The organism is Streptomyces sp. NBC_01433, assembly GCF_026340105.1.
Taxonomy (GTDB): Bacteria; Actinomycetota; Actinomycetes; order Streptomycetales; family Streptomycetaceae; genus Streptomyces.
On record NZ_JAPEPM010000006.1, the window covers coordinates 26209 to 52489 of the forward strand.

Annotated in this window: 24 protein-coding genes; 16 read left to right on the forward strand and 8 right to left on the reverse strand. The window is 68.4% G+C overall.

The window, feature by feature from the left end:
* Window positions 1-161: 161 nt before the first annotated feature.
* From OG413_RS43610 to OG413_RS43630, 5 genes are all read left to right on the forward strand, one after another.
* On the forward strand, window positions 162-794 hold the full coding sequence (locus OG413_RS43610) for a TetR family transcriptional regulator (protein ID WP_266815564.1): 633 nt from the start codon (window positions 162-164) through the stop codon (window positions 792-794).
* A gap of 399 nt (window positions 795-1193) precedes the next feature.
* Window positions 1194-1556 (forward strand): HU family DNA-binding protein, encoded by a 363-nt coding sequence (locus OG413_RS43615; protein ID WP_266815565.1) that lies wholly within the window; start codon window positions 1194-1196, stop codon window positions 1554-1556.
* Between the two features lie 499 nt (window positions 1557-2055).
* Window positions 2056-3690 carry a hypothetical protein gene (locus OG413_RS43620; protein WP_266815566.1) on the forward strand — a complete coding sequence of 545 codons (1635 nt, stop codon included), beginning with the start codon at window positions 2056-2058 and terminating at the stop codon, window positions 3688-3690.
* 50 nt (window positions 3691-3740) lie between these two features.
* Window positions 3741-4088 (forward strand): hypothetical protein, encoded by a 348-nt coding sequence (locus OG413_RS43625; protein ID WP_266815567.1) that lies wholly within the window; start codon window positions 3741-3743, stop codon window positions 4086-4088.
* Window positions 4089-4388: 300 nt separating this feature from the next.
* Window positions 4389-6182 (forward strand): RNB domain-containing ribonuclease, encoded by a 1794-nt coding sequence (locus OG413_RS43630; RefSeq protein WP_266815568.1) that lies wholly within the window; start codon window positions 4389-4391, stop codon window positions 6180-6182.
* A 210-nt stretch (window positions 6183-6392) separates the two neighbouring features.
* On the opposite strand, the gene OG413_RS43635 is transcribed toward OG413_RS43630, so the two are convergent.
* Both OG413_RS43635 and OG413_RS43640 read right to left on the reverse strand, forming a co-directional pair.
* Window positions 6393-6776, reverse strand: coding sequence for a WhiB family transcriptional regulator (locus tag OG413_RS43635; RefSeq protein WP_266815569.1), 384 nt, complete (start codon window positions 6774-6776; stop codon window positions 6393-6395).
* Between the two features lie 199 nt (window positions 6777-6975).
* Window positions 6976-8994, reverse strand: coding sequence for a hypothetical protein (locus OG413_RS43640; protein ID WP_266815570.1), 2019 nt, complete (start codon window positions 8992-8994; stop codon window positions 6976-6978).
* Here OG413_RS43640 and OG413_RS43645 point away from each other — a divergent pair.
* The gene (locus OG413_RS43645) at window positions 8959-11013 is read left to right on the forward strand and encodes a hypothetical protein (RefSeq protein ID WP_266815571.1); all 2055 of its coding nucleotides are present in this window, start codon (window positions 8959-8961) and stop codon (window positions 11011-11013) included. The genes OG413_RS43640 and OG413_RS43645 overlap by 36 nt on opposite strands.
* A gap of 172 nt (window positions 11014-11185) precedes the next feature.
* Here the strand turns inward: OG413_RS43645 and OG413_RS43650 are convergent, their stop codons facing one another.
* Entirely contained in the window at window positions 11186-11839 is a 654-nt protein-coding gene (locus tag OG413_RS43650) for a UTRA domain-containing protein (protein ID WP_266815572.1), read from the reverse strand.
* A gap of 175 nt (window positions 11840-12014) precedes the next feature.
* Here OG413_RS43650 and OG413_RS43655 point away from each other — a divergent pair.
* Window positions 12015-12823, forward strand: a protein-coding gene (locus OG413_RS43655) for an IS5 family transposase (protein ID WP_266815542.1) whose coding sequence is annotated in 2 segments (ribosomal slippage) — window positions 12015-12359 and window positions 12362-12823 — 807 coding nt in all. Because the reading frame shifts where the segments join, the coding sequence is not laid out codon by codon here.
* A 115-nt stretch (window positions 12824-12938) separates the two neighbouring features.
* On the opposite strand, the gene OG413_RS43660 is transcribed toward OG413_RS43655, so the two are convergent.
* From OG413_RS43660 to OG413_RS43675, 4 genes are all read right to left on the reverse strand, one after another.
* A complete protein-coding gene (locus OG413_RS43660) occupies window positions 12939-13298 on the reverse strand; it encodes a hypothetical protein (RefSeq protein ID WP_266815573.1) in 360 nt (119 codons plus the stop codon).
* 49 nt (window positions 13299-13347) lie between these two features.
* Window positions 13348-14742: a phospholipase D-like domain-containing protein gene (locus OG413_RS43665; protein ID WP_266815574.1), complete on the reverse strand. Its 1395-nt coding sequence runs from the start codon at window positions 14740-14742 to the stop codon at window positions 13348-13350.
* Window positions 14729-18094, reverse strand: coding sequence for a serine/threonine-protein kinase (locus tag OG413_RS43670; RefSeq protein ID WP_266815575.1), 3366 nt, complete (start codon window positions 18092-18094; stop codon window positions 14729-14731). Before OG413_RS43670 ends, OG413_RS43665 begins: the two co-directional genes overlap by 14 nt.
* 279 nt (window positions 18095-18373) lie before the next feature.
* Window positions 18374-20314 carry a hypothetical protein gene (locus OG413_RS43675; RefSeq protein ID WP_266815576.1) on the reverse strand — a complete coding sequence of 647 codons (1941 nt, stop codon included), beginning with the start codon at window positions 20312-20314 and terminating at the stop codon, window positions 18374-18376.
* A gap of 308 nt (window positions 20315-20622) precedes the next feature.
* Here OG413_RS43675 and OG413_RS43680 point away from each other — a divergent pair, with 308 nt between their 5' ends.
* From OG413_RS43680 to OG413_RS43720, 9 genes are all read left to right on the forward strand, one after another.
* The gene (locus OG413_RS43680) at window positions 20623-20796 is read left to right on the forward strand and encodes a hypothetical protein (RefSeq protein WP_266815577.1); all 174 of its coding nucleotides are present in this window, start codon (window positions 20623-20625) and stop codon (window positions 20794-20796) included.
* The gene (locus OG413_RS43685; protein WP_266815578.1) at window positions 20793-21035 is read left to right on the forward strand and encodes a hypothetical protein; all 243 of its coding nucleotides are present in this window, start codon (window positions 20793-20795) and stop codon (window positions 21033-21035) included. The genes OG413_RS43680 and OG413_RS43685 overlap by 4 nt, the downstream gene beginning before the upstream one ends.
* A gap of 49 nt (window positions 21036-21084) precedes the next feature.
* Window positions 21085-21435, forward strand: a complete 351-nt coding sequence (locus OG413_RS43690; RefSeq protein ID WP_266815579.1) for a hypothetical protein — start codon at window positions 21085-21087, stop codon at window positions 21433-21435.
* A 266-nt stretch (window positions 21436-21701) separates the two neighbouring features.
* On the forward strand, window positions 21702-22403 hold the full coding sequence (locus OG413_RS43695; RefSeq protein ID WP_266815580.1) for a hypothetical protein: 702 nt from the start codon (window positions 21702-21704) through the stop codon (window positions 22401-22403).
* 133 nt (window positions 22404-22536) lie between these two features.
* The gene (locus OG413_RS43700) at window positions 22537-23085 is read left to right on the forward strand and encodes a hypothetical protein (protein WP_266815581.1); all 549 of its coding nucleotides are present in this window, start codon (window positions 22537-22539) and stop codon (window positions 23083-23085) included.
* 167 nt (window positions 23086-23252) lie between these two features.
* Window positions 23253-24149, forward strand: a complete 897-nt coding sequence (locus tag OG413_RS43705) for a hypothetical protein (protein ID WP_266815582.1) — start codon at window positions 23253-23255, stop codon at window positions 24147-24149.
* 45 nt (window positions 24150-24194) lie between these two features.
* Window positions 24195-24455 (forward strand): hypothetical protein, encoded by a 261-nt coding sequence (locus OG413_RS43710; protein ID WP_266815583.1) that lies wholly within the window; start codon window positions 24195-24197, stop codon window positions 24453-24455.
* Window positions 24445-24852 (forward strand): hypothetical protein, encoded by a 408-nt coding sequence (locus OG413_RS43715; protein ID WP_266815584.1) that lies wholly within the window; start codon window positions 24445-24447, stop codon window positions 24850-24852. The genes OG413_RS43710 and OG413_RS43715 overlap by 11 nt, the downstream gene beginning before the upstream one ends.
* A gap of 84 nt (window positions 24853-24936) precedes the next feature.
* The gene (locus OG413_RS43720; RefSeq protein ID WP_266815585.1) at window positions 24937-25467 is read left to right on the forward strand and encodes a hypothetical protein; all 531 of its coding nucleotides are present in this window, start codon (window positions 24937-24939) and stop codon (window positions 25465-25467) included.
* Between the two features lie 24 nt (window positions 25468-25491).
* Here OG413_RS43720 and OG413_RS43725 read toward each other — a convergent pair whose 3' ends face one another.
* Window positions 25492-26181 carry a ribonuclease H gene (locus OG413_RS43725; RefSeq protein WP_266815586.1) on the reverse strand — a complete coding sequence of 230 codons (690 nt, stop codon included), beginning with the start codon at window positions 26179-26181 and terminating at the stop codon, window positions 25492-25494.
* Window positions 26182-26281: the final 100 nt, after the last annotated feature.

Here is a 26281-nt window from a genome sequence, read left to right on the forward strand (position 1 = left end):
GCGGGGCCGCGTCGCGTGGGCGACGCGACCCCGCCCGCATGTTGCTTAATTATATTTATTCATGTAGATTCCCAATCGGCAGCCGCCTGACGGCCCCGCAGACAAGGACGCGTGGGGGAACTTGAGTCCCGCTCCGTCCGATGATTCGTGAAGGACGCATCATGAACCCCAGGACGACGAGTACCGTCGTGGCCATTGACGGCCGCATCGCAGGGCCGCGCGCCCTCGCCACCCGGCAGCGCCTGGTCGACGCTCTCGCCCCCCTCCTCGACTCGCGGTCGTTCCGCGAGATCAAGGTCGTCGACATCGCCCGCGCCGCCGGCACTTCCCCCGCCGCCTTCTACCAGTACTTCGCCTCTCTCGAGGACGCCCTTGAGGTCCTGGCCATTCATGTCGCCCAGCAGGGCCGCGTACTCGACGACGTCTTCACTGCCGCCGCAGAGGACGGCACGCTGGCCGGTGCGCGTGAGGCGGTTGACCACCTGTTCGACTTCTGGAGGACGCACAAGGCGGCTCTTGGCGCGATCGACGCGATGGCAGCGGAGGGCGACGAGCGGTTCGTCCAGGCCCGCAACCACCTGCTGAGTGCCGTCGCGCAGCCCCTGGTCGATGCCGTAGCACGTCGGACCGACGCGGCCCCGGCCGCGCACCCGAGGGCGCTGGCGGGCTCCCTGGCGACCCTTCTGGCATCAGCGGCAACCCACGAAGGGGGACTCTCGGCCTGGGGATCGCGCGATGAGCTGCGCGAAAGTCTCGCCTGTCTCGTGATCAGCGCGTTCAGGCCGTCCCGATGACCGGACCGGATCAGTTCCCCGCACCGCCCGACCGCCTCCCCGCCCGCGCCCAGGGCGGAGCGGGTCCGAACGCCCCCACGGACGCAGAGCGCCTCCACCTCGCTCTGCTCGACCTGGCTCCCGCGCCCGTCGCCCCGTGCCGCCCCGGCGGCGCCTCGCGTGACATCGCGGTCTCCCGCCACCGCGCCGGCCCCAAGCATTTGTGGCAATGGGCCATTCATCGTCGCGCTCCGCGTCGAGACCAACCGGCCCGCCGCAGCCGACACCGACACCCCCCAGCCCAAGACAGAACCCCGAACATAATTGCTTAATTCACATATTTCATGTAGGGTATGAGTATTGGTGCTGGGGAGGAACCCTTCCCAGCACTCGGCTCAACAAGCGGAAACGAGAAGTTACTTGAACAAGCAGCAGCTGATCGACGAGATCGCAGCCAACGGCAGCATTCCCAAGGCCCAGGCAGCGGAGGCCCTCGACCTGGTGCTGGACACGATGGTCCGGCGAGTCCTCAACGGAGACGACATCTCCGTGACGGGGTTCGGCCGGCTCCACTCGGTCCACACTCCGGCCCGCCGCGCACGCAACCCGCAGACCGGTGCATCTGTCCTGATCCCCAGGCGTAAGCACATCAAGTTCAGCCCGGGTGCCGCGTTCACCGCGATGGTCCGCGGCGAGCGCCCCGTCCCGCCGACCGGGCGCAGCGCTGCGAGCAAGCGCCCCAAGGGCAGCGGGCTGCGCGTGAAGACCGGCTCCCCCCGCTGAGAGGAGCCTCGCGCGGGTTCCCCCCGCTGTGTCTCCTACTGCGGTCAGCGGGCTTCCCCGCCACGGTTCGGGGCCAGGTTCCCCCTGGCCCCACCGGGCCCTCCTCCAGACCAGTGACCCGTGATTCGCCCCGGTCTCCAGGTGCAGGGCGAGCGTCCCGCTACGGCCGGAGACGACATTCGAAGGTGGCCGGGCCCGACCGTCCGGAGCCACCCCGTTCTTCCCGCATCACCGATCAACGTCGGTGCCGGAATACTCAGAAAAAAAGCAATGCTCTCCCCTGCCGCGGCACCGGCCATCGGCCTGGACCTCGTTGCTCCCGTGACAGCAGCCCGCCTCGCCCGCCGAACCCGCCTCCGCACGGGTGCCCGACAGCAGTTCTGACCGCGGAGCCCCCGACACCCTGGACAGCGAAAGCGCCAGCCCAGCACTCACGCCGTGTCCGCTCGTTGCGGCAGAACGACAGCTCGCCTTTGCCTCCGCCCGACGCACGTCCGCGTTGACGGCGGCCGAGGCGCATGCGGAGCAGATCCGTGACGCGTACGAAGCCATCGGCCTTGCACACCGGTGGCGTCTGCCCCGGCCGGTCGAGGACGAGGGCTGGGTGCGCCGGTGGGAACTGGAGGAGGCGAGCCATGCGATCTGGGCGCAGGCACACATGGCGTACTGGACCGTGGAAGAGGCCCGGGTCACCGTGGCGAAGGTGAGGGCGGCTCTCGGACTGCACGTGGCCGACATCGATCTGCTGGACGACGCCGAGCGCGACGCCTACATCGCCGGCCTGACCGATGAAGAGCGCGCCGACCTGGCCGGACCGTGGCCCGTCGAGTGGCTCTACAGCCCCGAGCCGGACGCCCCCATCCGGATCGTGAATTTGTTTGCTGGTTCTGGTGGTTGGTGCGAGGGCATCGAGCACGTGCTGGGCGAGCCGGTCGACATGGTGGGCGTGGACAACTCGCCGGCCGCGTGCGCCACGGCGCGGGCGGCCGGGTTCCGGCGGATCTGTGCCTCGGTCACGGACCTGGCTCCCGAGCATCCCGCGCTGCGGTACGTGGTCGCGGTGATCCTCTCGCCGCCGTGTCAGACGCTCTCTCCCGGCGGCAAACTCGCGGGCCTGGCCCAGGAGGCCATGCAGATCGTCGAGGACGTCATCGGCTACGCCGCCGTCGCGGCCGGGTTCATCACGGTCGACGATGCCGGGGACGGCATGGAGGGGTACGCGCCGCCCACCGGCGAGACGTGGGAAGAGGTCCGTGCGCCGCTCGCGGCGCTGGAGGACGAGCGCACCGGGCTCATGGCGGAAGCGGTCATCTGGCCGCTGGCACTTCAGGCGCGGCACGGCCGAATCCGCTGGGTAGCTATGGAGCAGTCCTCCAACCTGCTCAAGGCCCCGGCCGCCGAGTACGTGGTCGAGGCCATCCGGTCCGAGTTCTACGCGGCCGGGTGGGAGTACGCGGATTTCTCCCTCGTCGAGGCCGCCGACTACGGTGCCGCCTCGAAGAAAAACCGCACGTTCATGGTGGCCATGCGTTACTCGCGCCCCTTCATCGACTACCGGCCCAGCGAACCGTTCCCTGTCACCACGTGGGCCGCGTGCATGGGCTGGGACAAGGGCCACAAGGTCGCCACCCGGGGCGTGCGCGGCATCAACCCCCTGACCGGGCGGCCGAAGGGGGGCGGCACTTTCCGCGCCGACGAGCCGGGCACGACCGTAACCGGGACCGCCTACGGCTGGGCGCGGGAGGAAGACGGGCTCAAGGTCAACCACTCCGACCTGGGCCGTGCGGTGGGCTTCCGGGCCGGTTTCCCTTGGACCCACGTCGGCCGCGGCGAGGGCATCCGCAACAAGACACAGCTGATCGCCGACACCGTGAGCCCGGTCGTCTCAGCTGCCTGGATCGCCCACATCCTCGGCCGCGTCTGGGAGCCGCAGACCCGCGCCTACGTCCACAGCCTCTACCAGCTGCAGAGTCCCCGGCCCGCTGCGCGGCGCGGCCGCAGCCCCGCACGGCTGCGGAACGACGCCGTCGCCCGGGAAGGCCGGTTCCTCACGCGGGCAACACATGCCCCGGCCGCAGGGCACGGCAAGTCCCTTCCCCACCCTCGGCGCCGGCCTCGAAGTCCAGCCCAGTAAGCCCCTGCCGCCCGGCACCTGCGTCAGACCTCATCCACCAGGAGAACACCTTGAACGCAACCGACCCCACCAGCGATGCCCGATCACACCTGGACAAGCCGGATCACCACTCGCAGAGCGTCAAGGACCTGATTCGTCTCGCCGGACAGCTGGGTCTGGAAGCCGTCGACGTCGACGAGCTGGTCTACGACACCGTCCACGAAGAGTCATCCCGCCTCGTCAACAGCGGAGCCTGTCCCGAGCTCGGCTTCGTCGACGCCTTCGAAACGTTGCACGACGATGCGGACGACTGCGCTTCACAGATCAACAACGAGGGCCTGGAGGCCCAGATCCGCAAGCTGGTCGGTGCACACGGACACGGAGGAACCGAGGCGCTGTTGCGGAGTTCAGCAAGCTGATCAGCCCGCTGCCGCACCCCCGGGGCGTGGGCAACACAGCAGCCGAGCACACCAGCCCGGTCGGCCTGGCCCTGACGTGAGGAGGAACGCACCAAGCACATGCTGAATTGACCGTGCCGGTACAGCAACGTCGCGTATTACGACCCGCCGTCGATGGCCGTTCGGCATCATGAGCAAAGACACCTTGTCGTACGGGCCCTGCCTGGACCTCTACGACAAGCTGCCCAGTCAGGAAGGAACCCCCAGTTGTCCCGCGTTCGATCCGTCTCTGATTCACCCACCACCCTCGCTACTCCCGTAATGATCGACAGCCAGGGCACGGTGGACCGCGACGATGCAATTTCCGTCCAGCCATCGAGCGATGGCTGGCAGCTCACGGTCTATGTCGCGGATGTCGCCTCTGGCGTCGCTCCGGGAGGCAATGTGGACCGTGAGGCGTTCCGCCGGCGGGAATCCGCCTACGGGGGCTGGCGCGGTACAGCCAAGATGCTGCCGCGGCCGGTCGAGGAGCGGCGCACGCTGGCGGAAGGTCGCGCGTGTGCTGCCATGGCGGTCCGCATGAAGGTCGGCCCCGACGGCAGCCTGGGAGACGTCGAGGTCGAGCGGGCGACGGTTCACGGCGCTGTGGCCATGGACCACTCGCAGGTCGAGTCCGCTGTTCACGACGCGGACCATCCGCTGCACCAGGAGCTGCGGGAAGCCGCTGCGGTGAGTGAAGTGCTCCTCGCCTGCCGCCGGGCACATGGTGCGCTCGCCCTGTACGACCTCCTCTCCGGGTGGGCCACCGACGAAGACGGCACCGTCGTGCGACTTGCTTCCTTCGAGCGGAATGTCGCCTACAAGATCGTCCAGGAATGCATGATCGCCGCGAACACCGCACTGGCCGGCTGGGCCGCCGAGCGTGACCTGCCTGTGCTCTTCCGCAACCACTCCGCGGCCAGGGTCACCCCGCCCAGGGAGACATTCCTTGAGGACCTGGACCTGGCCTTCTCAGCGGGCACAGAGACACGACTGCAGGCACTACAGCAGCGCACCCTGATGACGCTCAGAGCAGCCGAGTACGCGCCCTTCATGGGCGGGCACTGGGGTCTGAACCTCCCCGGATACCTCCATGGCACGTCGCCTCTGCGACGCTACGCGGACCTGGTCGTGCAGAGGATCATCTTCAGCCATCTCGACGGCACGGACACCCCGTACACGCAGGACGAACTCCAGGGTGTCGCACAGGCACTCACCGAAGGGGCCCGTCGGGACCGGCAGACCGAGCACGAATCGCGAAAGTCGTCCGCGCACTCGCGTGCCCGGAGTGCAGCCGCTTCCAGTTCGGCCGACTACTCAGCACTCGACAGTTCCGCCTTCCACGCCGTCCTCAAGCGAGGCTGCAAGGAGCAGGTCGCGGGGGCCTCACTCGTCGAAGAGACCGCTCGACGTGCCGTCGGCCACCAGCTCACCTCGCTGGAGCAGCAGTTGGTCCTGGTCGTCGCCGGCGGGCCCGCCTGGGAACCGGCCCGCACCGCCTGCATGTCGGCCATCACCGCGGCACCGGAGGCAGCTGTTTCCGTGCTGTCCGTACACGCCCAGGTCAACGGGCTGCCGCTGCCGGAGTTCACCCTCGACGCTGGAGGCCAGTCCCATTGCCCGGTGTTCACCTCCCGGGCCTCGTGGGCATCTGCCGAGGGCCGGATTACGGGAGCCGAGCGTTCGGCGGCGACCAAGAAGGCAGCACGTCACCAAGCTGCCCTCAGTCTGCTGGCCGTGCTGGCCGGGTTGCCCGACCCATCACAGAACTCGGCCACCCCAGCCCCCGTGAGGGCGGCACCGACCGCAAAGGCACCCGCGCCCGCTGAGGGCCGGTCACCAGTATCTGCACTGAACGAGCTCGAGCAGACCCGGGTCATCAGCGGCCTGACGTACACCTACTCCAGCCAGGGGCCCGGCCACCAGATGGTCTTCGCCTGCACCGCCCACGCCACATGCGACGGCCACGAGCTCTCCGCGGGGGCCTCGGCGTCAACGAAGGCCGCGGCCAAGGGCGAGGCCGCGGCCGCTCTGCTCACAGAGATCAGCGGTGCCCGCGCGAAATCAGTCGTATGACCGGGCAGAAGCGTCTCCCCCAAGGGCTGTACGCTCCGGCGTCCCGCCCGCTGTACTTCTACAACCCGGATACGCAGACCGCCACGTGCCGGGCCTGCGCGGTCTCTGAGCTGGAGTTGGTTGTGGAGGACGCCGGCCCGTGGCACGCCAGTCACCAGGCGCTGTGCAGCGGTCGTCCGGGTTCTCCAACGAGCGCGGTCGTCCTGCCGTTCAGGCGGCCGGGTCGATAACGGACATTGAGGGCCGGAGGGCTATGGGCGTCGGCTGGCCGAGGTCCGCTGGCGCCCCGCGCTTCCGACCCAGTTCGGCGAGGGCCTGATCTTGGTGCTCCTGGCGTGCGGTGTCCAAGAGCCGCCGCCAGGAGGTCACGGTGGAACGCCGGCGCAGCAGTGCGCGGCGCTCGCGTTCGGTCATGCCACCCCAGACGCCATGTTCGATGCGCTGGTCGAGGGCGTGTGCCAGACATTCGGTACGAACGGGGCAGCCGAAGCAGACCCCTTTGGCCTTGTTCTGTGCCACGCCTTCGGCGAACAGCTCCTCCGGGTCGGTCGCCCGGCACGCCGCATGTTCGCCCCAGTTCTCTTCCAGCTCCACCTGGTGCCGCCTCTCCCCATTTCGGCCTGCGACTGCAGTTCCAACCCTATGCACCAGCAGGTCATCAGCGGTACGGCTATATTTCCCGCGGCTGGAAGCGAGATCGCCTCGAAATACTTCTGGCCCCGGAGAGGACAGAAAACCTCTGCCGTTCCGCCGGGGCACGCCGCCTTCCGGCCCACATGAGCGGGCGTTGGCGTCAGTTCGCGTGAAGAACGACTGTGAGGGCGCAGAAGAAGGCGGGCGCCAGGGAGCGCGCGGATTCCTGGCTGTCCAAGGAGGTCAGTCCTGACGGGTTGGCAGCCACCAAGTCGACTGCCTCCTTGATGCTGGAGGCGGCGACGTCGAAGGCCCGCGCGAGTTCATCCAGGCGGGCACGGACGGCCGGCTGGGCAAGTTCGTCCGCTGCGTCGCAGGGGAACCCGGTGACGAGCATGTCCGCGCGCCAGTTGTTCGGTTGGGCCTGCAGGTCGGCAACGACGGCTTGGCCGAGGCGAGGATGGCGGTGCGCGACAAAGGTCTCGAACGCCAGCATCTGCTGCGCTCGGCGCAGGCCTTCGACGGTAGCGTCGTGATCGGCGCCCGAGTGGTCTCTGCAGTATTCGGCGACCGCCTGATCCCACCGCTCTTGATGCTCCGGGTCGGGGAATCCGGCGGGAAATGGCGGCATCAGACCGGTGCGCTCCGTGGCATAGGCGGTTGCGGCGGAGAAGCGCGGTGGTGCGACGGTCTCCCGCGCGGCCAGGCGTCGGGCCTGGGCGAACCATCCGTCGTCGGGCAGCGCCCGACCGAAAGCGTCCCGTTGAGTGCTGCGTAGGGCCATCGCCTCCTGCTCGTCCTCGAGGGCCGCCATGATCGCGTCCTGGACGGGGTCCATCGGGATGATCTGGCCGCGGCGGGTCAGCGGGCTCAGGCCCAGTGCGGTTGCCTCACGAACGGCGGCCAGGCCCGCCGATGACCTCCATGCCCAGTCCTCCTCCGGGACGGGCAGCATTGATTGCGGCATCGCCAGGATCTCGCGCAGGATGTCGGCTGCTGCGCGTCGCTCGGCCACCCCTGCGCAGACCGTGTCCGCGAGCTCGGCGAAGGGCGTGCCCTCAGGGATGCCTGTCAGCCAGGCTGAGGCCCGCGCGCCGAAGGCCGGGAAGTCGGCAGTGTCCTGGTCGTCGAAGCCGTGAATCCCAGCGAACAGTGCGAGTGCGGGAACAATCTGGCTCGGCATGCTCCAGCGCCTCAGCCGGCGCATACCCAGGCGCAGGGCGTCTTGGGGGGTGGTGTCCCAGGGAACGTCCAGGTCGACTTCGGCAAGGCGGAGGAGGTCGGCCAGTTCGCTGCCGTCGGCCATCGGACGGCCTGCCACGGCACGGGCGAAGGCCTGGGGTTCGGCGATCGTCCGGCTGTCGGCCAGGGCGCTGGCGGGGCGCAGGTCAGCCGGCAGTGGGCGGCGGCAGGCCAGTGTGGTCTCGGTAGCCAGCCGCTGAGCGAAGTGGAGGTGGAAGTCGGAGCTGTCGATAGGCAGTTGCCTTTCGGCGGCGAAGCGCACCATCAGGCGCACCAGGTCCTCGACGCCCTCCCACGAGGGTGTGGGCCGGAGCTTGTCGAGCCACGCCTCGCGTCCGTTCGCCAGAACGTACTCGCCGTCTTCCGGAAGGTAGCCCGGCTCGCAGGAGAGTCCAATGAAGAGCAGATCCAGCGGATCGGCCCACTGGAGCCATTCGGGCATCTGGCCCGAGACGAGCTGCTTGCCGTAGGTGTACATGCCCAGGGAGTAGCCGCTGGCCAGGCTGTGCTCACCGCTGCTGGGCAGGATGACGTCCGGCTCTCCGAGCGTGCGGCCCGTGTGGTGGTGCTGTCCCCTGCGGTTCCGCTTTGCCCTGCTCGCCTTGCCCACGACGCCTCCCCTGGTCACTGCGACTTTAGGGGACCGTGATGCCGTGAAGGGCGGCGTTGCCGACGCCGAGCAGGAAGCAGCGGGGAAGTGATCACGTTTGATCATTTTCGTGCCCGATGCGTCGAGATTCACCTTCAGGCGGTCACCTCTCCCCGGACCTGGCTCCGCCGCCGAATAGGCTCGGATCCGGTGCAACAATAACCTGGTGATGAACGCACGGGAGAGCATCAACTCGTGGTGCCGACGTGGCTGTTCGGCCTCTTTGCTTTGGACGGTCGAGGTGGAGTGCGCATGACCGAGTCTGTCCTCCCCGATATGCGACGTCATCGTGCAGCTGCGTCGTTCGGCTGCGATCCTGACGCTCTGGCCGACGGGCTGCTCCGGTTCACAGGGCAACCCGGCCTCAACAGTGACCCGGCACGGGCAGCGCTGACCACCGCGCTGGACCTGGTCGCCGAAGAACCGCAGCTGCCCGATTGGATAGAACTCGCGCGGATCTGGGTGTGGCACGGCCGGCTGAGACCGCGCAGCGATGTCGAGGCCTTGGCTCCACCCGCCCGGTCGGTGCACCGGAGCCTGTGCCGCTACGCCGAAAAGCTGGATGGCGAGACCCTGCGCAGCGCGGTCCTGGGAATCGTGCCGCGCGAGTGGGTGCTGGAAGCGGTGGCCGATGCCGTGGAGGCCCACGGCGGCGAGCCGGATGCGGCAGCGAGCGCCGAGCTCGCTGTGGACCGGGGCGCCCGGCAGGAATCTCTGCGCGCGGCGGCGGAACTCGAGCTGGTGGCGCTCATCGACGATCCGCCCTCGGCCTGGGGCACGGCGGGCTACGCGGCTCTGCGAGCGGCTCTGGTCTGGCGGCTGACCTATCTGAGCGCTGTCCTCGCCGAGGTAGCAGGAACGCCGCAGGCTCCACCACTCTCGTGGCAGGAGGCCGGCCCGGGGCGCTGGCGCGCGGTCGAGACTCTCCCGGGTGCTACCGCCCCGCTCACGGCCACAGTGAAGGAAGAATCGGGAGCGGCAGTCCGGAGCCTGCTGCTCCCCCTGTCCGTCTCCGGCAGCTCCTCCTGGAACGTCGGCGAGACTCCACCTCACGGGGCGACCCACACATACGGGTGCGGTGGAGCCAGCGGTGTCGGCTTCGCCAAGTGGCATGCGGACCATGCAGTGCAGCAGCTGCGCTGCACCCCAGGAGGTGCCCGCCGCGACGGGCGTCTCCTGATCCCGGTTCGTCCGTCCGCCCCGGTGCCGGTGTGGCACGTGAGTCTCGGCGACGTGCTGAACGGTGTCGTTGGGTGGTGGGGTGACGAGCTCCTGAAAGACAGCCCCAGCAGCGGCAGGTCATGGGTTTCTCTGCCTCACGTCCTCCCGGACGGCACGGCGGCAAGCGCCGCAGCCGGGCTCCTTCAGTATCTGGAGGCTCCCCGCCCCACCGCCGCCGAGCCCGCAAACCGTGCTGCCGTCGACTCGGCCGCGTTCACCGGCTTCCTTGCCACCCATGCCGTCTCACTGACGGCTGCCGCGCGGGCCTACCTCGCAGGTCTGGCCGACAGCGGCCCAGGACAGGATTCCGCCGCTCACCGGCATGCCGCCGCTATGCGCGCTGTCCTGGCGCTCCTGCTCGCCGCGGACCAGGCGACCGCCGTCGCAACGGAGATCGGTCCGCCGCCCGTCGACGGCGGATACCGGGCTCTACTCGACCCGCACCGCCTGGTCGACCACGTGCAGCAACACACCCATGCCGAAGAGGAGCCGCCCGCTGGACTCGACCCGCTTCAACTCGCCGCGGTTCGAGCGGAACTGGGTGCCGCGCTCGCCTCCACGTCTCTCCTGCATATGCGTCGCGCCCTTACGCAGCGGAACAGCGGAAACGGCGATCTCGAGAGCGCTGTCCGCGAGATCGTTCGGGAGCGCAACACCTTCCTCGACCCCGAGGAACCGGTCGAGGTCGGTCCCGATGACCCGCGTCTGCCCAGCCCGGCCCTTGGTTTCGCGGTCAGCTTCGCCACCACCGCCTCGGATCTAGTGTCCGACAGCGGCTTCACCCACTCGACCCGTGACGCCGGTCCCGTATACGTGCAGCTCTGGGTGCCGCCAAGCTGGGGCCACGACATTGCCGCGGCCGGCTTCGCCGTGCTGGCCCGCCACCCTGTGCTCCACCTTTTGCGATCAGACGATCAGGGACGGCCTGACGTCGTCCGGGTTCTCCGCCTGGACGCCCACTACCAGCGTTCCGACGACGATCGGCCTGGCGTCTGGCAGTTGGATGCCGACTGCCCACTCGTCAATGTCGACTGGCGCTCTGGCCACCCGCGTCTGTACATCCCCGAGCCCGCCGGAGGGTACTGATCTACCGTGGCGCCGCCCCCGCGGCAGATCGGTACCCCTCACTCCGGACAGTCCGCTCGTACCTGGCGCCTATCCGCATCCGCGGCCGGCAACGCTTGATGTGCCGCCCTCCTCCGGTGCTCGACACCATGCCTGCCACGTGGCCTGCCTGGCGGCGCTGATCCCCGTTGCTTCACCACCGGTCAAGCGGGGTCACGAATTCGAGGGTTGTCCTGTCTGCAGGAAGGACGATATGGGCTACCTCGACCACGATCCCGGCAGTGTCCCGCGCAACCTTCTCCAGCACGAGGACTGGCTCGTGTTCGCGAAGGCCCAGCTCTACGGATTCTTCCGCGTTGGCTGCCCGTGCCGTGACGCGCTCGGTAATTCGCTCGAATTCAATTCCAACGGTTTCAAGTTGCGACTGGGTGCCGCCCGGCCAAGGCTCGTTAGTGCTGTCGAGCAGTGCCGGGTTCGCGGCGATATCGTTTCGCAGGAGGTAGGACCGGACGATTCCGAGGGAATGCGGTTCCGCCAGGTAGCGCGTTCGGTAGTTCCGCTCGAGTACGAGAGTCCCGGAAGGAACTCCGAAGTTCGTCGCCACGTGGCTGGGCGATTCGATCTCTCGGTACTCGGCGGAGAACGAGAGTTCCGGCTTCTGGAGCCCGGTGTCACGCTCCGTCGCCCCGGTCGCCCGACGTTCTGCAAGCGGCTGCCGGACGCGCGCTTTCTCCCACGCGTGGCGGGCGTTGCTGCGGGCGACGGGCTGGCGTCGATGCTCCAGAGCTCCGCGAGGCGGAGCCTCGACCTGATCTGTGTGTCGCCTCTCGGCGATGGCGTTCTTCATGACAGCCGTCCTCGGGTGCGCGGTGGTGTGTCCTTGCGCCCATAGAGGTGTGGCGACGGTCCTCCGTGTGACATGCCGCGGCGGACGAATCTGAGCTGGAGTGCGGCGCAGGCCCGATTTCGGGCGGTTCCGCCATCTAAGAAGTCATCTCAATTGGCTAGGTAGGCTGCTGGCCATGGCGGGAATCGTTGAGCGGCTGGTGCCGGACGAGTTGTGGGAGTTGTTCCAGCGGGTGGTGCCGGAGGCGCCGTCGCGGCCGCAAGGTGGCGGTCGGCGTCGTCACGGTGATCGGGAGGTCCTGGCGGCGATCGTGTTCGTGGCCGCGTCAGGCTGCACGTGGCAGCAGTTGCCCACGGCGTCGTTCGGTCCGTCCGGTGCGACAGCCCACCGCAGATTCACCGAGTGGACGAAGGCACGGGTCTGGGCCAAGCTGCACCGCCTGGTCCTCGACGAACTCGGGTGCCGCGGCGAGCTGGACTGGTCGAGGTGCGCGATCGACTCGGTGAACATGCGGGCCCTGAAAAGGGGGACCTGACAGGTCCGAATCCTGTTGACCGGGGCAAGTACGGGTCGAAGATCCACCTGATCACCGAGCGGACCGGTTTGCCCATATCTATCGCAGTATCCGGCGCCAACGTCCACGACAGCCAGGCCCTGGTCCCGCTCGTGAAGGGCATACCACCCATCCGCTCCCGCCGGGGCCCCCGTCGGCGCAGGCCCGGCAAGCTCCACGCCGACAAGGGATACGACTACCGCCACCTGCGGCAATGGCTGTCCCGACGCGGAATCCGGCACCGCATCGCGCGCAAAGGCATCGAGACCTCACAGCGACTCGGGCGACACCGCTGGACTATCGAACGCACCATGTCCTGGCTCGCCGGCTGCCGACGACTCCACCGCCGCTACGAACGCAAGGCCGACCACTTCCTCGCCTTCACCAGCATCGCCTGCACCCTCATCTGCTACCGCCGACTCGCCAAATGAGATGACTTCTAAGGCAACGGCCTCAGACACGATGGGCCGGTGAGCATGCCAGGTCTTGCGTGAGCCAACGTCACAGCCGCTGCCCCTGGCGGGGGCCGCGCGTGGCGACCGGGGCTCAGTGGATGTGCAGCTGGCCGAGCGCCCGCCCCTGATCAGCTCGCGCTGCAAGGAGAGCGGCTACGTCGCCGTCGGCAGTAAACGTGGGGCCTTCCCACGTCGACGGCGCAGCGACGGGTTCGAGATGAACCTCGGTGCTGAAGCGGCGGGCTGCGTCGTACAGCTGCTGCAGGACGTCCAGCGCTCGGATGTCCAGCTGTCCGATGTACGCCGTCCAGATGCGGGTGTTGGGGTCGAACCCGGCTACGGCCCGCAGAAGTTGCCGCTGTTGTTCGAAGTTCTCGGGGTCTGCGGGGGCCGAAGTCGCGGAGACGCGCAGCAGCCAGCCGGTGGGGGTGGCCGAAGGTATCGAGGTCATGCCGCTGACCGTAGCCGTGGCCACTGACATTCCGGGGTCGGACAGGGTTCTACCAGCCTTGTTGGTCGATCAGCTCGACGTATCGGGCGTGCTGGGTGTCGGTGATCTGCCGGTTGCGTACAAGGCTGCCTTCCTCCATGCGGTAGGTACGGTCACGGTCTCCTCGGAAGCTGAGCCAGTTGAAGCTGGTGGTGACCCAGACGTCGTCGTAGACGAGGACCTTGGCGTGGGTGCTCTTGAGCCGGCTGAACGTGAACTTGGCGGGGTACCGGGCGGCGAGGTTGGTGAGTTTCCGGACCGCGCCTTGGTCCGTCTTGGCATCGCTGTCGTCGTAGCCGTAAGCGATGTGAACGCGAACCCCGCGGGTGAGGCGGCTTTCCAGTTTGCTGAGGAACTCCGTGGTGACGATCGCATTCTTGATCCACGGTGAGATGATCAGGAGCCTGCGACGGGCTTGGGTGAGAGCGTCGTCGAGCAATTCGGGATGTTCGAAGACGCCGATGGCCCGGATCTCGTCGTACTGGGGGCCGGGCTCGGCGGGGACGGCCGGCGCGGGTGGTGCGGAGCCGAGTTGCAGTGCCGCCTGCTCGGCGCGCTGCTGGGTGACTTCCGGCAGGGCGACTCGGGCCTCTTCCAGTTCGGGTTCCAGGGCGGGCCGCTCGGCGGCCGGCTCAACGACGATGCCGAGGAAGGCAGCCCCGCCGAGACCGATCAGAGTGATCTCGTGATGGTGGCTGAGTTCCCCGTCAACGACGACGCCGAGTTGGATGTCGGTGCGGTCCGAGTCGGCGTACACGAGGAGCTTTGCCGGCATGACTCGCCGGGCCTTGGCCTGGGTGACGTCTCGGACCTGGAGGACTTCGCGGTCGGTGTTGCCGCGTTCGCGCAGCAAGGCGTTGATGTCGCCAGCGCTGATGTCGCCGATCTCCACCAGCGCTCCGTGGACAGCGGGCAGTATCAGCATCCCGGCTTCCTCGGCCTGCCCGCGGGGAATGACGGTGTGCCGGTCGTAGGGGCGCACCTTGCCCAGGAGCTGGTCGTAGACGACAGGCTGGTCGACTCGTACGGGGGTGATGGCGGCCATCTCGCGGGCCGTCTGTTCGCCGCGGGCGGTCAGTCGCAGTGTGCGGATGCCGGGCTGGCTGGGGGCTGGGAGGGCGTAGGTGAGGTTGTCCGCGCTGAAGTGGTCGGCGACGGTCTGGCTGACCATGCGTTCGGAGAGGCCGAGCATCCCCGCGATGGCGGTTTCGCTGGGGACCTTGTTGTTGACGAAGCGCAGGACGAACTCATCGAGCAGCGCCAGGCGCTTGCGGTCCTGGGCCAGGACGTCTGCGGTGATCAGTGCGACCGGAAGTGCAGCGTCGATGATCGCGGCGAGTTCGAGGCCGGGGCGGGCGTTGTGGAAGCGGACCGCGAGGAGGCTGTCGGGGCTAAAGGTAGGCATTGCGGATCTCGCAGTCCTCGGGGTGGGAGCTCATGTAGTCGAGGACGTCGCGCAGGGCGCCGGGTTTGCTGCGGCAGAAGGCGGCGTCTCCGACGACGATGAGGCCGTAGCGGGCGCGGGAGAGGGCGACGTTGATGCGGCGCCAGTACGGCTGGCCGAGGAATCCGAACTGGGAGCGGGCATTGCTCCGGGTGACCGAGAAGACTGCCAGGTCGCATTCGCGGCCTTGGACGGCGTCGACGGACAGGACCTCGGGGGTGATGTGCTTGAGCCGGAGGGAGGCCAGACGGCGGCTGAGTTCCTCAACCTGTCGTCCGTACGGGGCGATGACGAGGACTTCGAACGGGCGGCCGTCGGGGATCTTGATGATCTGCTTGTCGATGGCCTGGTCGATGACTTCCAGGCGTCTGGCTGCCAGCTTGGACTCCAGCAGGTTGGAAATGCTGGTCTCGGCTGCAGTGCGCTCCGACTCACGCCGTCCGGGCAACTCGCTGGTGTCGAGCCACAGGACGGGTCTGTTGATCTGGTCGTAGCCCGGCAGGCTGTGGTGGTTGGGGGAAAGCAGCTTCTCGTCGTAGAAGCATGTGGAGATCAGGTTTCCAATGGCCGGCGTCATGCGGTACTGCTCGCGCAGCAGGTGCTTGACGGGGAAGTCGGTGTTGTTGGCGAGGTACTGGAACAGGGTCGTCGTCACCAGGTCAGGGATGAGCTGGTGGTCGCACATGATCTGCTCGTCGCGGAGGAGATCTTCGTCGATCGGCGGGAGCTGGTTGGTGTCGCCCACGAGTACCCACCGCTTGGCCTTGGCCAGGGGAACGAGGCCTTCGGTGGCGGTCGCCTTGGACGCCTCGTCGAAGATGCACACATCGAACTCGAGGTCGCGGGCAGCGGGGTGGCCGAGGAATCCCAGGGCTGTACCACCGATGACCTGGCGGGTCCGCAGGAACGCTGTGATCAGGTTCTGGTCGGTGCCGATGCGCTGCAGCCACTCGCCCTGCAGGCGCAACAGCCGCATGAGCTCGCGGCCCTGGCCGGCGGGTCCCAGGAGAGCTTCGACTGCATCGCGGGCATCGACCGTGCTGAGATCCTCGCGCAGGGTGAGTTCCCCGGCAAGCATGCGTTGCGCATCGGCGAACAGATCGGCACGCTGGTCGTGGAGTTGGTCTCGGCGGGCGCGGATGGTCACGACTTCCTCGCCCAGTTCCCGGGCCGAGGTAGTACGGTCCGGGGCCGGTTGGCTGGCAAGGGCGTCGAGCTTGCGGCTCACGTGCTCGAGGTCGCCGGCGACAGCGGCGATCTCCTCCAGGAGGAGGGCTGCTTTCAGGTGCCGGGCTTCGATCCCGTTGTCCGCGGCGACGGCGTCGAGGTACTTCTCTGCGCGGGTGCGTACGCCCTGGGTCCAGCGTTTGACCTGCCGGTCGAGGAGGAGGGGCTGGGCGCTCTCGGCAACGCGTGGGTCATCCGGGCGGCCCAAGCGGACGAGGCCGGTCATGCCTGCGTCCTCGATCTTCTTCAGGGCGTTGTCGATGGCGATGTGGGTCTGGCTGACGATGAGGATGCGGGCGTGGGGGTCGCGTTTGAGGGTCTGCTCGACGATTTCTGCGATGACGGTGGTCTTGCCGGTGCCCGGTGGTCCTTCGACCAGCAGCAGGTCCTGGGTTCCCAGGGCATGGGCGACGACGTCGCGCTTGCTCTTGTCGAGGTCGGCACGGAACCAGGTGGTGACGTCGGTGGGCGGCCGGTGGGTGATGCTGGCCGGGTTGTCGATGATCTGCCGGAGAGCCGGGTTGACGCTCTGGCCGGCCGCGACGTTGGTCAGGGCGTCGCGCTGGCGGTTGATGGCGCTCTGGCTGGGCCCGAGGAAGGGGAGCAGTACGCCGCGGCCTGGCAGGGCGGCATCGGGGCGGGCGAAGCGGACGACGAGGGTGTCTTCGGTCTGGGCGGTCACTTCTCCGCGGTCGACGGGCCGACTGTAGGGGTAGGCGGCCACCGACCATTCCTCGCCGATCAGTGAAGTGGCAGTCGGCGTGGCCAAGTGGAAGACGCGGGTGCGGCCGTGACCGTCGACGCGGTCGTATTCCTGGGGCTGGCGTCCGCCGGCGGCGAGTTCCTCGCGTGCTTCGAGCAGGCGCCGCCAACCGTTGAAGAGGTCTCCGAGGTTGTGGGTCTGGCGGTCCTGAGCTGCTTTCTCCCGCTGGTCGAGATGCGTGTCGAGGCGCTGCAACAGGAGGGTGAGCCCGTCGTAGGCGGGGTCCTCACCGGGGTCATCGAAGGTCCAGGTCAGGACCGGCCCGACGGGCACGGAGCGCTCACGCCGTTTGGCCATCCACTCCTCCGGGCGGTCCTCGGCTGAGATGATCACGCAGCGGTCAGGGTTGTGTTCGTCGGAGACCAGACGCAGGAAGCGGGAGCGCCCGAAGATGCGAAGGGTTGCGCTGTCGACCTCGCCGGTCTGCTGGTTGTAGCCGTAGTCGGCATGGACCGGGCCGGATAGGTCCGCCAGGACGGCCGACCGAGCCTGGTCCCAGTCGATGTCGCTGCTGTCCTGTGAGACATCGCCGAGGGATTCGGCGGCCCGGCGGGTCATCTTCAGCCACACGAAGTTCCGGCGCCGGGCCTGCCGGCTGCCGCAGACTTGCTCGGCCTCCAGGAGCTGGTACTCGAGTACGGCCGCGTTCGCGGGGCGCAGCTTGGGGTCGTAGTCGATGCAGGACCGGAGGATGTTGCGGACCTCGGTCTCAAGCTCCAGCTCGTCGAGGATCGGGGCGAGGTCGGGGTAGTCGGCCGCCTTACCGCCCGACAGTGCCTGGATCGTGAGGACGGCGAAGCTGTATACGTCCCGTACGTAGGGGATCGCATCGCCCTGTTCCGGTGGCGCGTAGAGGTTGGAGCGGTACCCGGCCACGGTGTGGTCGCTGACAACGGCCTTGGAGAGGATCTTGGCGATGCCGAAGTCGGCGAGTTTCACCGTGCCGTCGTCGGCGATCAGGACGTTGCCCGGCTTCAGGTCCCGGTGCTCGATCTGGTGCTCGTGCGCGTAGGCGAGAGCCGAAGCGAGCGGTTTGCCGATGCGGGAGAAAAAGGATGCCCAGGCGACCGGCCGGCCCTCGGCCATTTCGCCCTTGAGGCTCCCGTCGATCCATTCGAGGGCGATGAAGTACCGGTCGTGCTCGGCATCCCAGCCGGAGTCGAGCATTCGCACGATGTGGGGGTGGTCGAGGGCCCTGAGTGCCGCGGTCTCCCGTTCAAGGAAGATCTGGGTGACTTCGTCGTCGCGCTGCTTGAGGAGCTTGACGGCTGCGTAGTCGCCCTCTTCGCTGGTCGTGTCCACGGCCTTGCGGACTTCGGACAAGCCGCCAGTCCGGGGAGTGTTCGGGAGCAGTAAAAACCTGCCGCTGATCGTTTTTGCCCCCACGCACTGCTCCTCGCTCAGCACCGTTGCCGGTGCATTCTCCCCGGCTGCTCATTTTGCCAGGCAGTGGCCTCGCGGACAGGGCTTTCGCCAGGCTGGCCGACTGGTGGATACCCGGTCTTCGGCGGGTCCGAGGAGCGTCGGGACCTGGGGAAACGGGCGGGGAAGTGCGAGGCGGTGGCCCGGGGCGGAGCGGGGCTCGCCCGCTCCGCCCCGGGCTCAGGCGGCGGCCTCCCCGCTGGGGTACACCGTGTCGAACCACGCGTCGAGCTCGTGCAGGCCCAGCGGCAGGGTGGCGAGGAAGCGGAGGAACCGGCCGTTGTCGCGGGGAGGCTGCCGCGGGTCGAGGGCCTGGAGCGCGGGCAGGTCGGCTCGGCGGAGCGCTTCGACACCGGCGCGGTGGCGGTCCTCGAAGTCTTGCGTTCCGGTGGCGCTGTCGGCGGCCGCCAGGTAACAGGAGACGAAGGGGTCCAGCGCGGCCCGGTGGGCGGCAAGGTGGCGGCGGAACGACGCGCTGTCCACGGAGCTGGTGTTGGCCTCCTCGCTGCTGAGGGTGGCGGGCGGAAGGTCGGTCCAGCAGCTGATGGTGCCCGTGAAGCTGTGGGGGAACTCCCCGTCTTCGTCTCGGTTCCAGTGCCCGTCGCTCGCGCCGGCGGCGGAGAACACCTTTCCCCAGAGGTAGGTGAGGGATTCGAGCAGCGGAATGATGCTCAGGACGTCGCGTTCGTGGGCGGCAAGGATTAGGTCATGGAAGCTCGGATCGGCGTCGGCTGCGACCCGCACCTGCTGGACCAGGCGGTGAGTGTGTGGCTGGCGGTGCTTCGAGTGCTTCGCCGCGCTCTCGATCGCCTCGTGCGCCTCGGTGATCTGCACTGCGGCGCGGCTGGCTGCGGCCCGGAGCCCGCCGTCGTCGTCGACCGCCCTGAGCTGCGCCGGTGATACCTCGCGCGGTGGCGGGCTCGTTGCCGCGGCCAGCGCCCAGTCCAGCAGGTCGATGTAGGCGCTCGTCCCCCAGGAGAGAGGGACTTCATGGACCTCATCCCCTACCAGCCGCTCGGGGCCCAGCTCCGTGTGATGCGGCCGAAGGACCACATGTCCGAGTTCTACAATGTCGGTCTCCGGTGCCATGAGCAGGATCTCTGTCCCGGGCGGGAGGAATTCCTCCACGTGCGCCACGAACTTCTCGCTCCCGTCCCGGCGCCGGCAGTTGCCGGCCCATCCGCCACCGTCCCAGACCGAGGTGTAGGTCGGGTCGGTCAGTACGGACTGCGCGACCGTCAGAGCATGCTCGGCCGCCCGCAGGGAGGCCTCCGCCGCCTCGACGTCAGCCAGGTAGCAGAGAGCCAGCACCGGGTCGGTCGCCGCGCGGGACGGGTGTGCGGCGTTGACGGCTGCGAGCACCGCCGCTCGCGCGTCGATGACTGCGGGAGCCGGCGGGCACGGCCACAGCTCCAGGGGCAGCGACAGCGCGGTCCACAGCGGAATCACGCTGGGGCCGTGGGGCCCGGGTGAAGCATCCAGCAGATAGGACGCTCCCGCATGCTCCGCCAGGAGCAGTTCGACAGTTGAGTAGCGCTCAGCCACGTCCCACAGCAGGCCGATCCGGCGCAGCGTCGCCGACATCTGCCGGGTCAGGCTCTCGTCCAGGGGGCGGCGTGCGCCAGCTTCTGCGGGTGTGCTCGCCACGACGCTCTGCCACTGCGCCTCAGTGACGCCCAGGAGCTCGATGCGGGCCCCGAGCACCGCGAGAGCGAGCCCGTCGTCCGTCACCTCGACCGGCAGGCCGGTGGATCGGGGGGAGCCGAGCGCCGTCGTAAGGACGCGGAACCAGCGGGGAAGCTGCTTGCTTGAAATTCGTATTCTCAGGACGTGCCGCCGGGGCGTCACACTGACGACGCCGTAGGGCCCTTCCGTGGTGTAGGGCCGGTGCATGCCGTACTCGTCGATGAGGGCAGCCATGATCTGCGCCTCGGCGGTGGCCTGCGCGTCGCTGGCCTCCGGAATGAGCGGGCCAGCCGCGGGTACCTCACTCATCGCCGTGGGGTAGGACTCGCGTGTGGCCCAACGGCGCCATGCGGTCCGGTCGTCCAGCGAGGGCACGGTGTCGGAGAGGTCGAAGGGGTTGTCACGACGGGGCGGGGTCGTCAAGGTGCTGGGCAACGCGTCTCCCTGGTCTGATGGCCGGTGATGCCCATAGAGGTGTGCAGACGGCGCTCCGTGTGACATGCGGCGCTCTGGTTTCTTGCAGCGTGGGCGGGTGCGATCTCACCGAATGCCTTCCCCACCAAACAGGAATTGCTTAATTGATTTATTTCATGTATGATGTGATCAGAAGGCAGGGCGCGGCATCGACCACGCCCCTCGCCGATCCCGTAGGAGCCGGGCACGGAACCCCAGCCCGCACCCGTGGGATCGATGGCCGCCGACCGCACGGTGCGACGGGGCCGCACGAACCGAGAGATCATTCGTTGACAATCCTGAACTACAAGCGCCTCAGCCATGAGCGCGACGAATTTCCCCACGTCCAGGGTGCTGGCATGCGGGGCCAGAGGCGCCGCAACAGCCGCCGCAAGACCCGCCGGGTGATCAAGCGGTGGGAAGAGCGCGCCTGGCGGCGCGAGACCAAAGAGGACGACGAGTGAGTTCCGCGTACCTCTTGGACGGCACCGGCCCGGTGGTCGGCGAGGCACAGGCGGCCCCCGGCGGCAAGCTCCACCGGACCGTCGTCTACCGCAGCGGCCCCGACCCCTGGGCCGGATGCGGCCTCGCTCGACGACTGGCGAAGCCGTCGTTGAGCTGGGCCTCGAAAGCGGACGCGAGCCGCTTCTGCCGACACGCAGGGTGCATGGGGAGCACCCGACGCCGCATTACCAAGGCCTGATCCCGCACGCCGTTCCCCTCACCACACCTCACGCCCTCCGGAGGCACCCTTGCTCTTGCAGCAGTACGTATTCCTCGACAGCACAGCCGTCGACCAACTGACGCCCTCCCAGGTGGAGAGCTATCTGGAGAACCGCGGCTGGACCAAGGAGGAGATGGAATCGCCCAGCAGCCAGCTTTGGGTACGCCCCGACGGCGAGACACTTCCCGACCATCTCCAAGTCCTCCCGGATCGCAGGCCGGACCGCATCTGGCCGGGCTACGTGAGGGCCCTCACCAGCACGCACTTCCGCGACTACGCAGCCAGCACCACCCAACTGCTGCTCGTCGTAGCGCTGTTCGAGCATCGGCTCGCCGCGCACGTCCTCGCCGACATGGCCGCCCGGCCCCACCCCGCATGAACGGAACCACAGCAGTGACCCACCCTGACCGAGCGGGGACACCGCTGCGCCCCTTCCTCCCCTCCGATTTCGACGACAGCTGCGAAGGGTGCGGTGCGCCGGCCGGGGCGTACTGCTACTCGCACTGCGACTCCGGCTACACAGCCCAGCACGCGCGTGCCGATTCCGCGCGCCTGGAGCAGCGGCCGGCTCCCCGCCCTTGACCCTCAACGTCCACGTCCCTCTCGGCCTTTCCCCCGCCACCGCACGAACGGATCTCCACCACCATGACGACGAGCCCTCCGAGCCACCTCGCCGACGACATCAGGGCCGCCCTGGCGCTCCTTGACGAGAACGCCGATCTCGACGCGTACCGTGATGCCGCACCCGTCGTCTACGCCCTTCTCCAAGGGCGGGCGGTCCGCGCCGTGCGCGGGCTGCGGGACGCCCTGGGCGGTGCGCCCGTTCACTACGCAGACCCCATCACCTGGCGCCGGACCCAGGAGGACCAGCAGCACGACGCGCAGGGCCTCGCGCTCCTGATCGCCGACACGCTGCGGGCCCAGATCCCCGGCGCCGCCTACCTGGTATTCCACATCAACGACAGCTACGACGCCGAGACCGGCCGCGACCTGGAACTACACAGCATCCGCGCCGCCGACGGCAGCATCCTTCACCACTTCCACGACCCTCTTCCAGAGCTCGACGCGGACCGCCACCGCGAGCTCATCCACGTCTGGCGGGCCGCTGGACTTCCGCGGACCGGCGATGACCTGACGAACCTCCTGCAGCCGATGCGCGCCGCAGGTCTAATCCTCGACAACTATCCCGAGCAGTTCCACCTGTACGGGCACCCGTTCTTCGGCAACGATGCCGAACAGCCCGTGTGCATGCTCCTCTCTGACTCTGCACACCCGGAGCAGTGGGACCTCCTGGACGTCTTCGGCCCGAGGCTGCTGCGCCCGTATGGCACCGCGCTGCCCGCCTGACCCGTACACCACCCACCGTCTCGGTGCACCGCGGCGGCCGTCACCTCGACGGCCGCCGCCTGCGCCTTCCCGGCTTCTGCGACGAACCCGCGGCACCGCACGCCCTTCGCGGCCGGCTCACCCTGGAGGAACCATGTCCAACTCCCTGCTCCTTCCCCCGATGCCACGCAGTCTTGAGACCGGCGACCGGTTCACCCTGCGTTCCGCGACGTACACCCGCGATGGCGACGGTGCCTGGGCCGACGAGCGCGGTCGGCCCTTCGGTTCGGACGAGGAGGTACGCACCGCTTACCGCTCGCGGCAATCGCTCGCCGAAGCCGGAGCGCCCTTCTTCGCGCCCGGCCCGGTTCCGTACAGCAGTGCGCTGCCCGGCGCGGTCCTGCGCCCGGGTGACTGGGTTCTCGCTGGAGGCGTGACCTACCTGTGGTGCGAGGGCGAGGATGACGGGCTGCTGCTCGGCGCTCCCGGCCCGCTGGGGCCGTGGGGGCTGGCACAGCGCCACCAGGCGTGTGCTGAGATGCCAGTTGCCGATGAGGCCCACCGGTGGTCGGTGACCGCGACCGGGAGGTGGTTCGTTCGACGAGGCCGGATCCTGCGCGCGTATCTCCCTGCCGACTTGCCCGACCGCCGGCCGGGGGAGGCAGGGGTGATCGTGCCGGGTCAGTCAAACCACCGGAATTGATATTGCATAATTGCAATTACTTCTGTAGGTTGGTGTGTAGCGGCGAAATGCCGCTCCTCTCCCGCCCGTTGAGCCGACGCGCCTTTGACGGAGCCCGGCCGGACGGAGACAGACCCGCGGCGGACAGCCGTTCCCGCCGCCCCGCCACACTCTCCCGGAGAATCTTCATGCATGTCCGCGTTCCGTCCGCCCTCTACACGCCCTCCCGCCCTCTCCGACCCTCCGTGCCGCTGACCGTGACACTGACCGGCGACCTCGAAGGACTGCCGCCCAACCTCTTCGAGGCATACGAGGCGCAGCCGTTCAGCAAGGAGCACGGCGCCTTCCGGGGCGGCCGTCCCATGGCGGCGGAGACAGTCCTCGACACACTCCGCCTCCATCTGCGCGACGCGGGACGCGGCGGGTGCTCGGGAACGGCGAGCGGCCACATCCTCACGGTGCAGTGCGGGCCCGACGGGATCGGGTGGCGCTTCCTCCCCCGCGCGATGACCGGGACGGTCGACCGCATGACTCACGCTCTTCTCCAGGCCGACATCCAGGTACTGAAGGGCCCCCAGCCCGCGACGGGCGTACGGCTCTACGCCGTTCCCGACGATCCCGACATCGTTGAGGTACGCCCTGTCGTCGACGGACTTGAGCGGCTGCCCACGGGCGGAGAGTGGTTCAACACCCGGCGGCAGCACTGGGTACAGCTGATGGCGTCGGCCCGTGCCGCACTGAGCGGCAACGGCTGGTACAGCTGCGGGGGGACGCTCGACGGAACCCGGTTCGCGGCCCGGCCGCAGCCGGTCACGCTCACCAGCAGCGGGCTCATGCCCCCGATTCCCCAGCTGGCTGCCACATACGAGGTGGAAACGCGCTGGCCGGAGTCGGACTGGGCACTCCAGCCCCGCGAATCGGCTACGTCGCTCCTCAAGGGCATCTACTCCTGTCTTCGCAAGGGTGTCGCCACGGTGGAGGCCGTCGGCTCCACGATCTACGAGACCAGCGTCACCGCCAGCGACTTCGCCCCGTACGCCCGCTTCACCCCGGTGCTGCGGCCCGAGCCGGCGCGCGCCGCCTGATCAGGGGCACCGGACTGCGGTGCCCCACTCTCAAGAAAGCCACACATGACCCACCACACCGATACCGTCCAGGTGAAGGCCCTGCGGGTGACCCTGCACGACGTTCAGCTCACCCTCCAGGTACCCGGGGGCCGCGTGCCGAGCCGCACCCAGATCGAGCGGCACATCCGGGACCTCGATCCGGCCATTCTCGACAACGCATGCACCTCGGACACCGTCGATTACTCCCGGTTCGCCGAGCTGCTTGAGGTCCTCGACACCCAGGTCACCGAGGAAAGCGAAGGCGAGGCAGAACATGCCGCGTGACGCGATCGGAGTGTTCGGCCGGGTGATCCGGGTGCCTGACTCGACGGATTCGGACGAGGCGGTACGCCCGCTTCTGCCCGGACCACTGTTTCGCTCCCGCCTTGCCGACTTCCTGTGCTTCCTCGTTCCTCTGGCGATCGAGGAGCAGAGCCGACAATCCCGTGAGCAGATCGACGGCATACGCGAAGAGCTTCTCGACACGATCGCGGCGCACGGAGACGATCTGCAGTTCGGCGGCACCCACCAGAGATCGGCCCGGGTAGCCCTGGCAAAGGCCATGGCGCTGCTGGCCACGGCAGAGGGCGGTGTCACGATCCTGGGTGTGCATGCCTGCACTGAAGACCACGAAGGCTGCCCCGGATCCAAGACCAGCGGTGCCCCTGACGACGCGCCTTGAGCGCCACGTCCGCACCACGATTCATTGCTGGCAGGGGCGGCCCGCCCCTGCCAGCCAACCTCTGACAGCGCGAGGAGACAGCCCATGCCACAAGGAGTCGAGACCGGTGAGTCCGGTATGGACCGGTCACCCGGGGGCGGCGGTGCGTACGGCGACGACCAGACGGCCTCTCGCAGGCCGCCGGTCCAACCGGCGACGGCGGCAGTGCGTCCCACCCGGAGTCACACCGTCGCTCAGGCGCTGACCGGCCTCGGTGCCGAACGGCTGTCGCAGTACGAGGTGGAGGATCTGCCCGCGGCGCAACAGCCGGACGGCTTCACCCTGCGCGACACCCGCCATCCGTCCGGAGTCGTCGTTGCCATCCTTGCCGCGTACGGCCCGGACCGAATGGCGTTGCTGGCCCGGTTTCGAGCGCATCTGGAGAAGCCCACCGTCGGATACTCGGTGGGGGCCCTCGATGGGCTCGCTGAGCACGAGGTCATGGTTCGCCGGGCGAACGCGGATGAGTTGCGCAGTCGCCGGGCGCTCGCACCACACGCGCCCGCAGGCACCTCGCCCGCGTCCCGGACCCGGAGCGAGGAGCTGGCGGAGGCGGGCCAGGTGGGCCTGTTCTGAGGAAGCGCAGGAGTGCGGGGCCCCTCAGTTGATCACGCACTCCGGGTGCCCCCAACCACGGGCCGACTTGGCGATCTGGCTCCCTGCCGCATAGGCGCGGCCGCACTGGCACTTGCCGTTGAACTTCGCGGCGATGGTCCGGGATCCTCGCCCGGCCTTTCTGCTGCCGGCCGCCCGGGAGCTCGTGGCTTTCCCAGCACGGCCTGCTGCTGGCGCGGCTGGGGGCGCTGTGGGAACCGTCTTCGCCCCGTGGACCGTTCCGGCTGCCTCCTGGGTAACCGCGGCCTGGCTCGCCGCATGGTCCGCGATGGCGTTCAGCGGATCTCCGCCGACCTGATGCGCGGGGACATAGACGAATTCGACTTGTCGGCCGTGGAGTTCACGGTCGATACTTTCGACAAGATCCCTGTTGGCCACCGGCTTCCCGCTGGCGGTCTTCCAGCCGTTTCGCTTCCATCCGGGCAGCCAGACAGTGACGGCCTTCATCGCGTACTGAGAGTCCATGCGCACCTGGAGCGCCGCCTTGGCCGGTGTCGACTCCAGCAGCTTCTGCAGGGCGGTCAGTTCGGCCACGTTGTTGGTGCCGATGCCCAGCGGCCCCGCTTCCCAGCGCACCGGGGACCCATCAGCGTCCGCCACGACCCACGCCCAGGCGGCCGGACCGGGGTTGCCCTTGGACGCACCGTCACATGCCGCGATCACGAGACCATCCATGGTGTCGATCATGCCAGGCTGCGAGGGCCGGGGACACCGAGAAGCAAATTGCTTAATTGGATTGCATAGAGTAGGTTGTGACTACAGCTGCTTGTTGGCG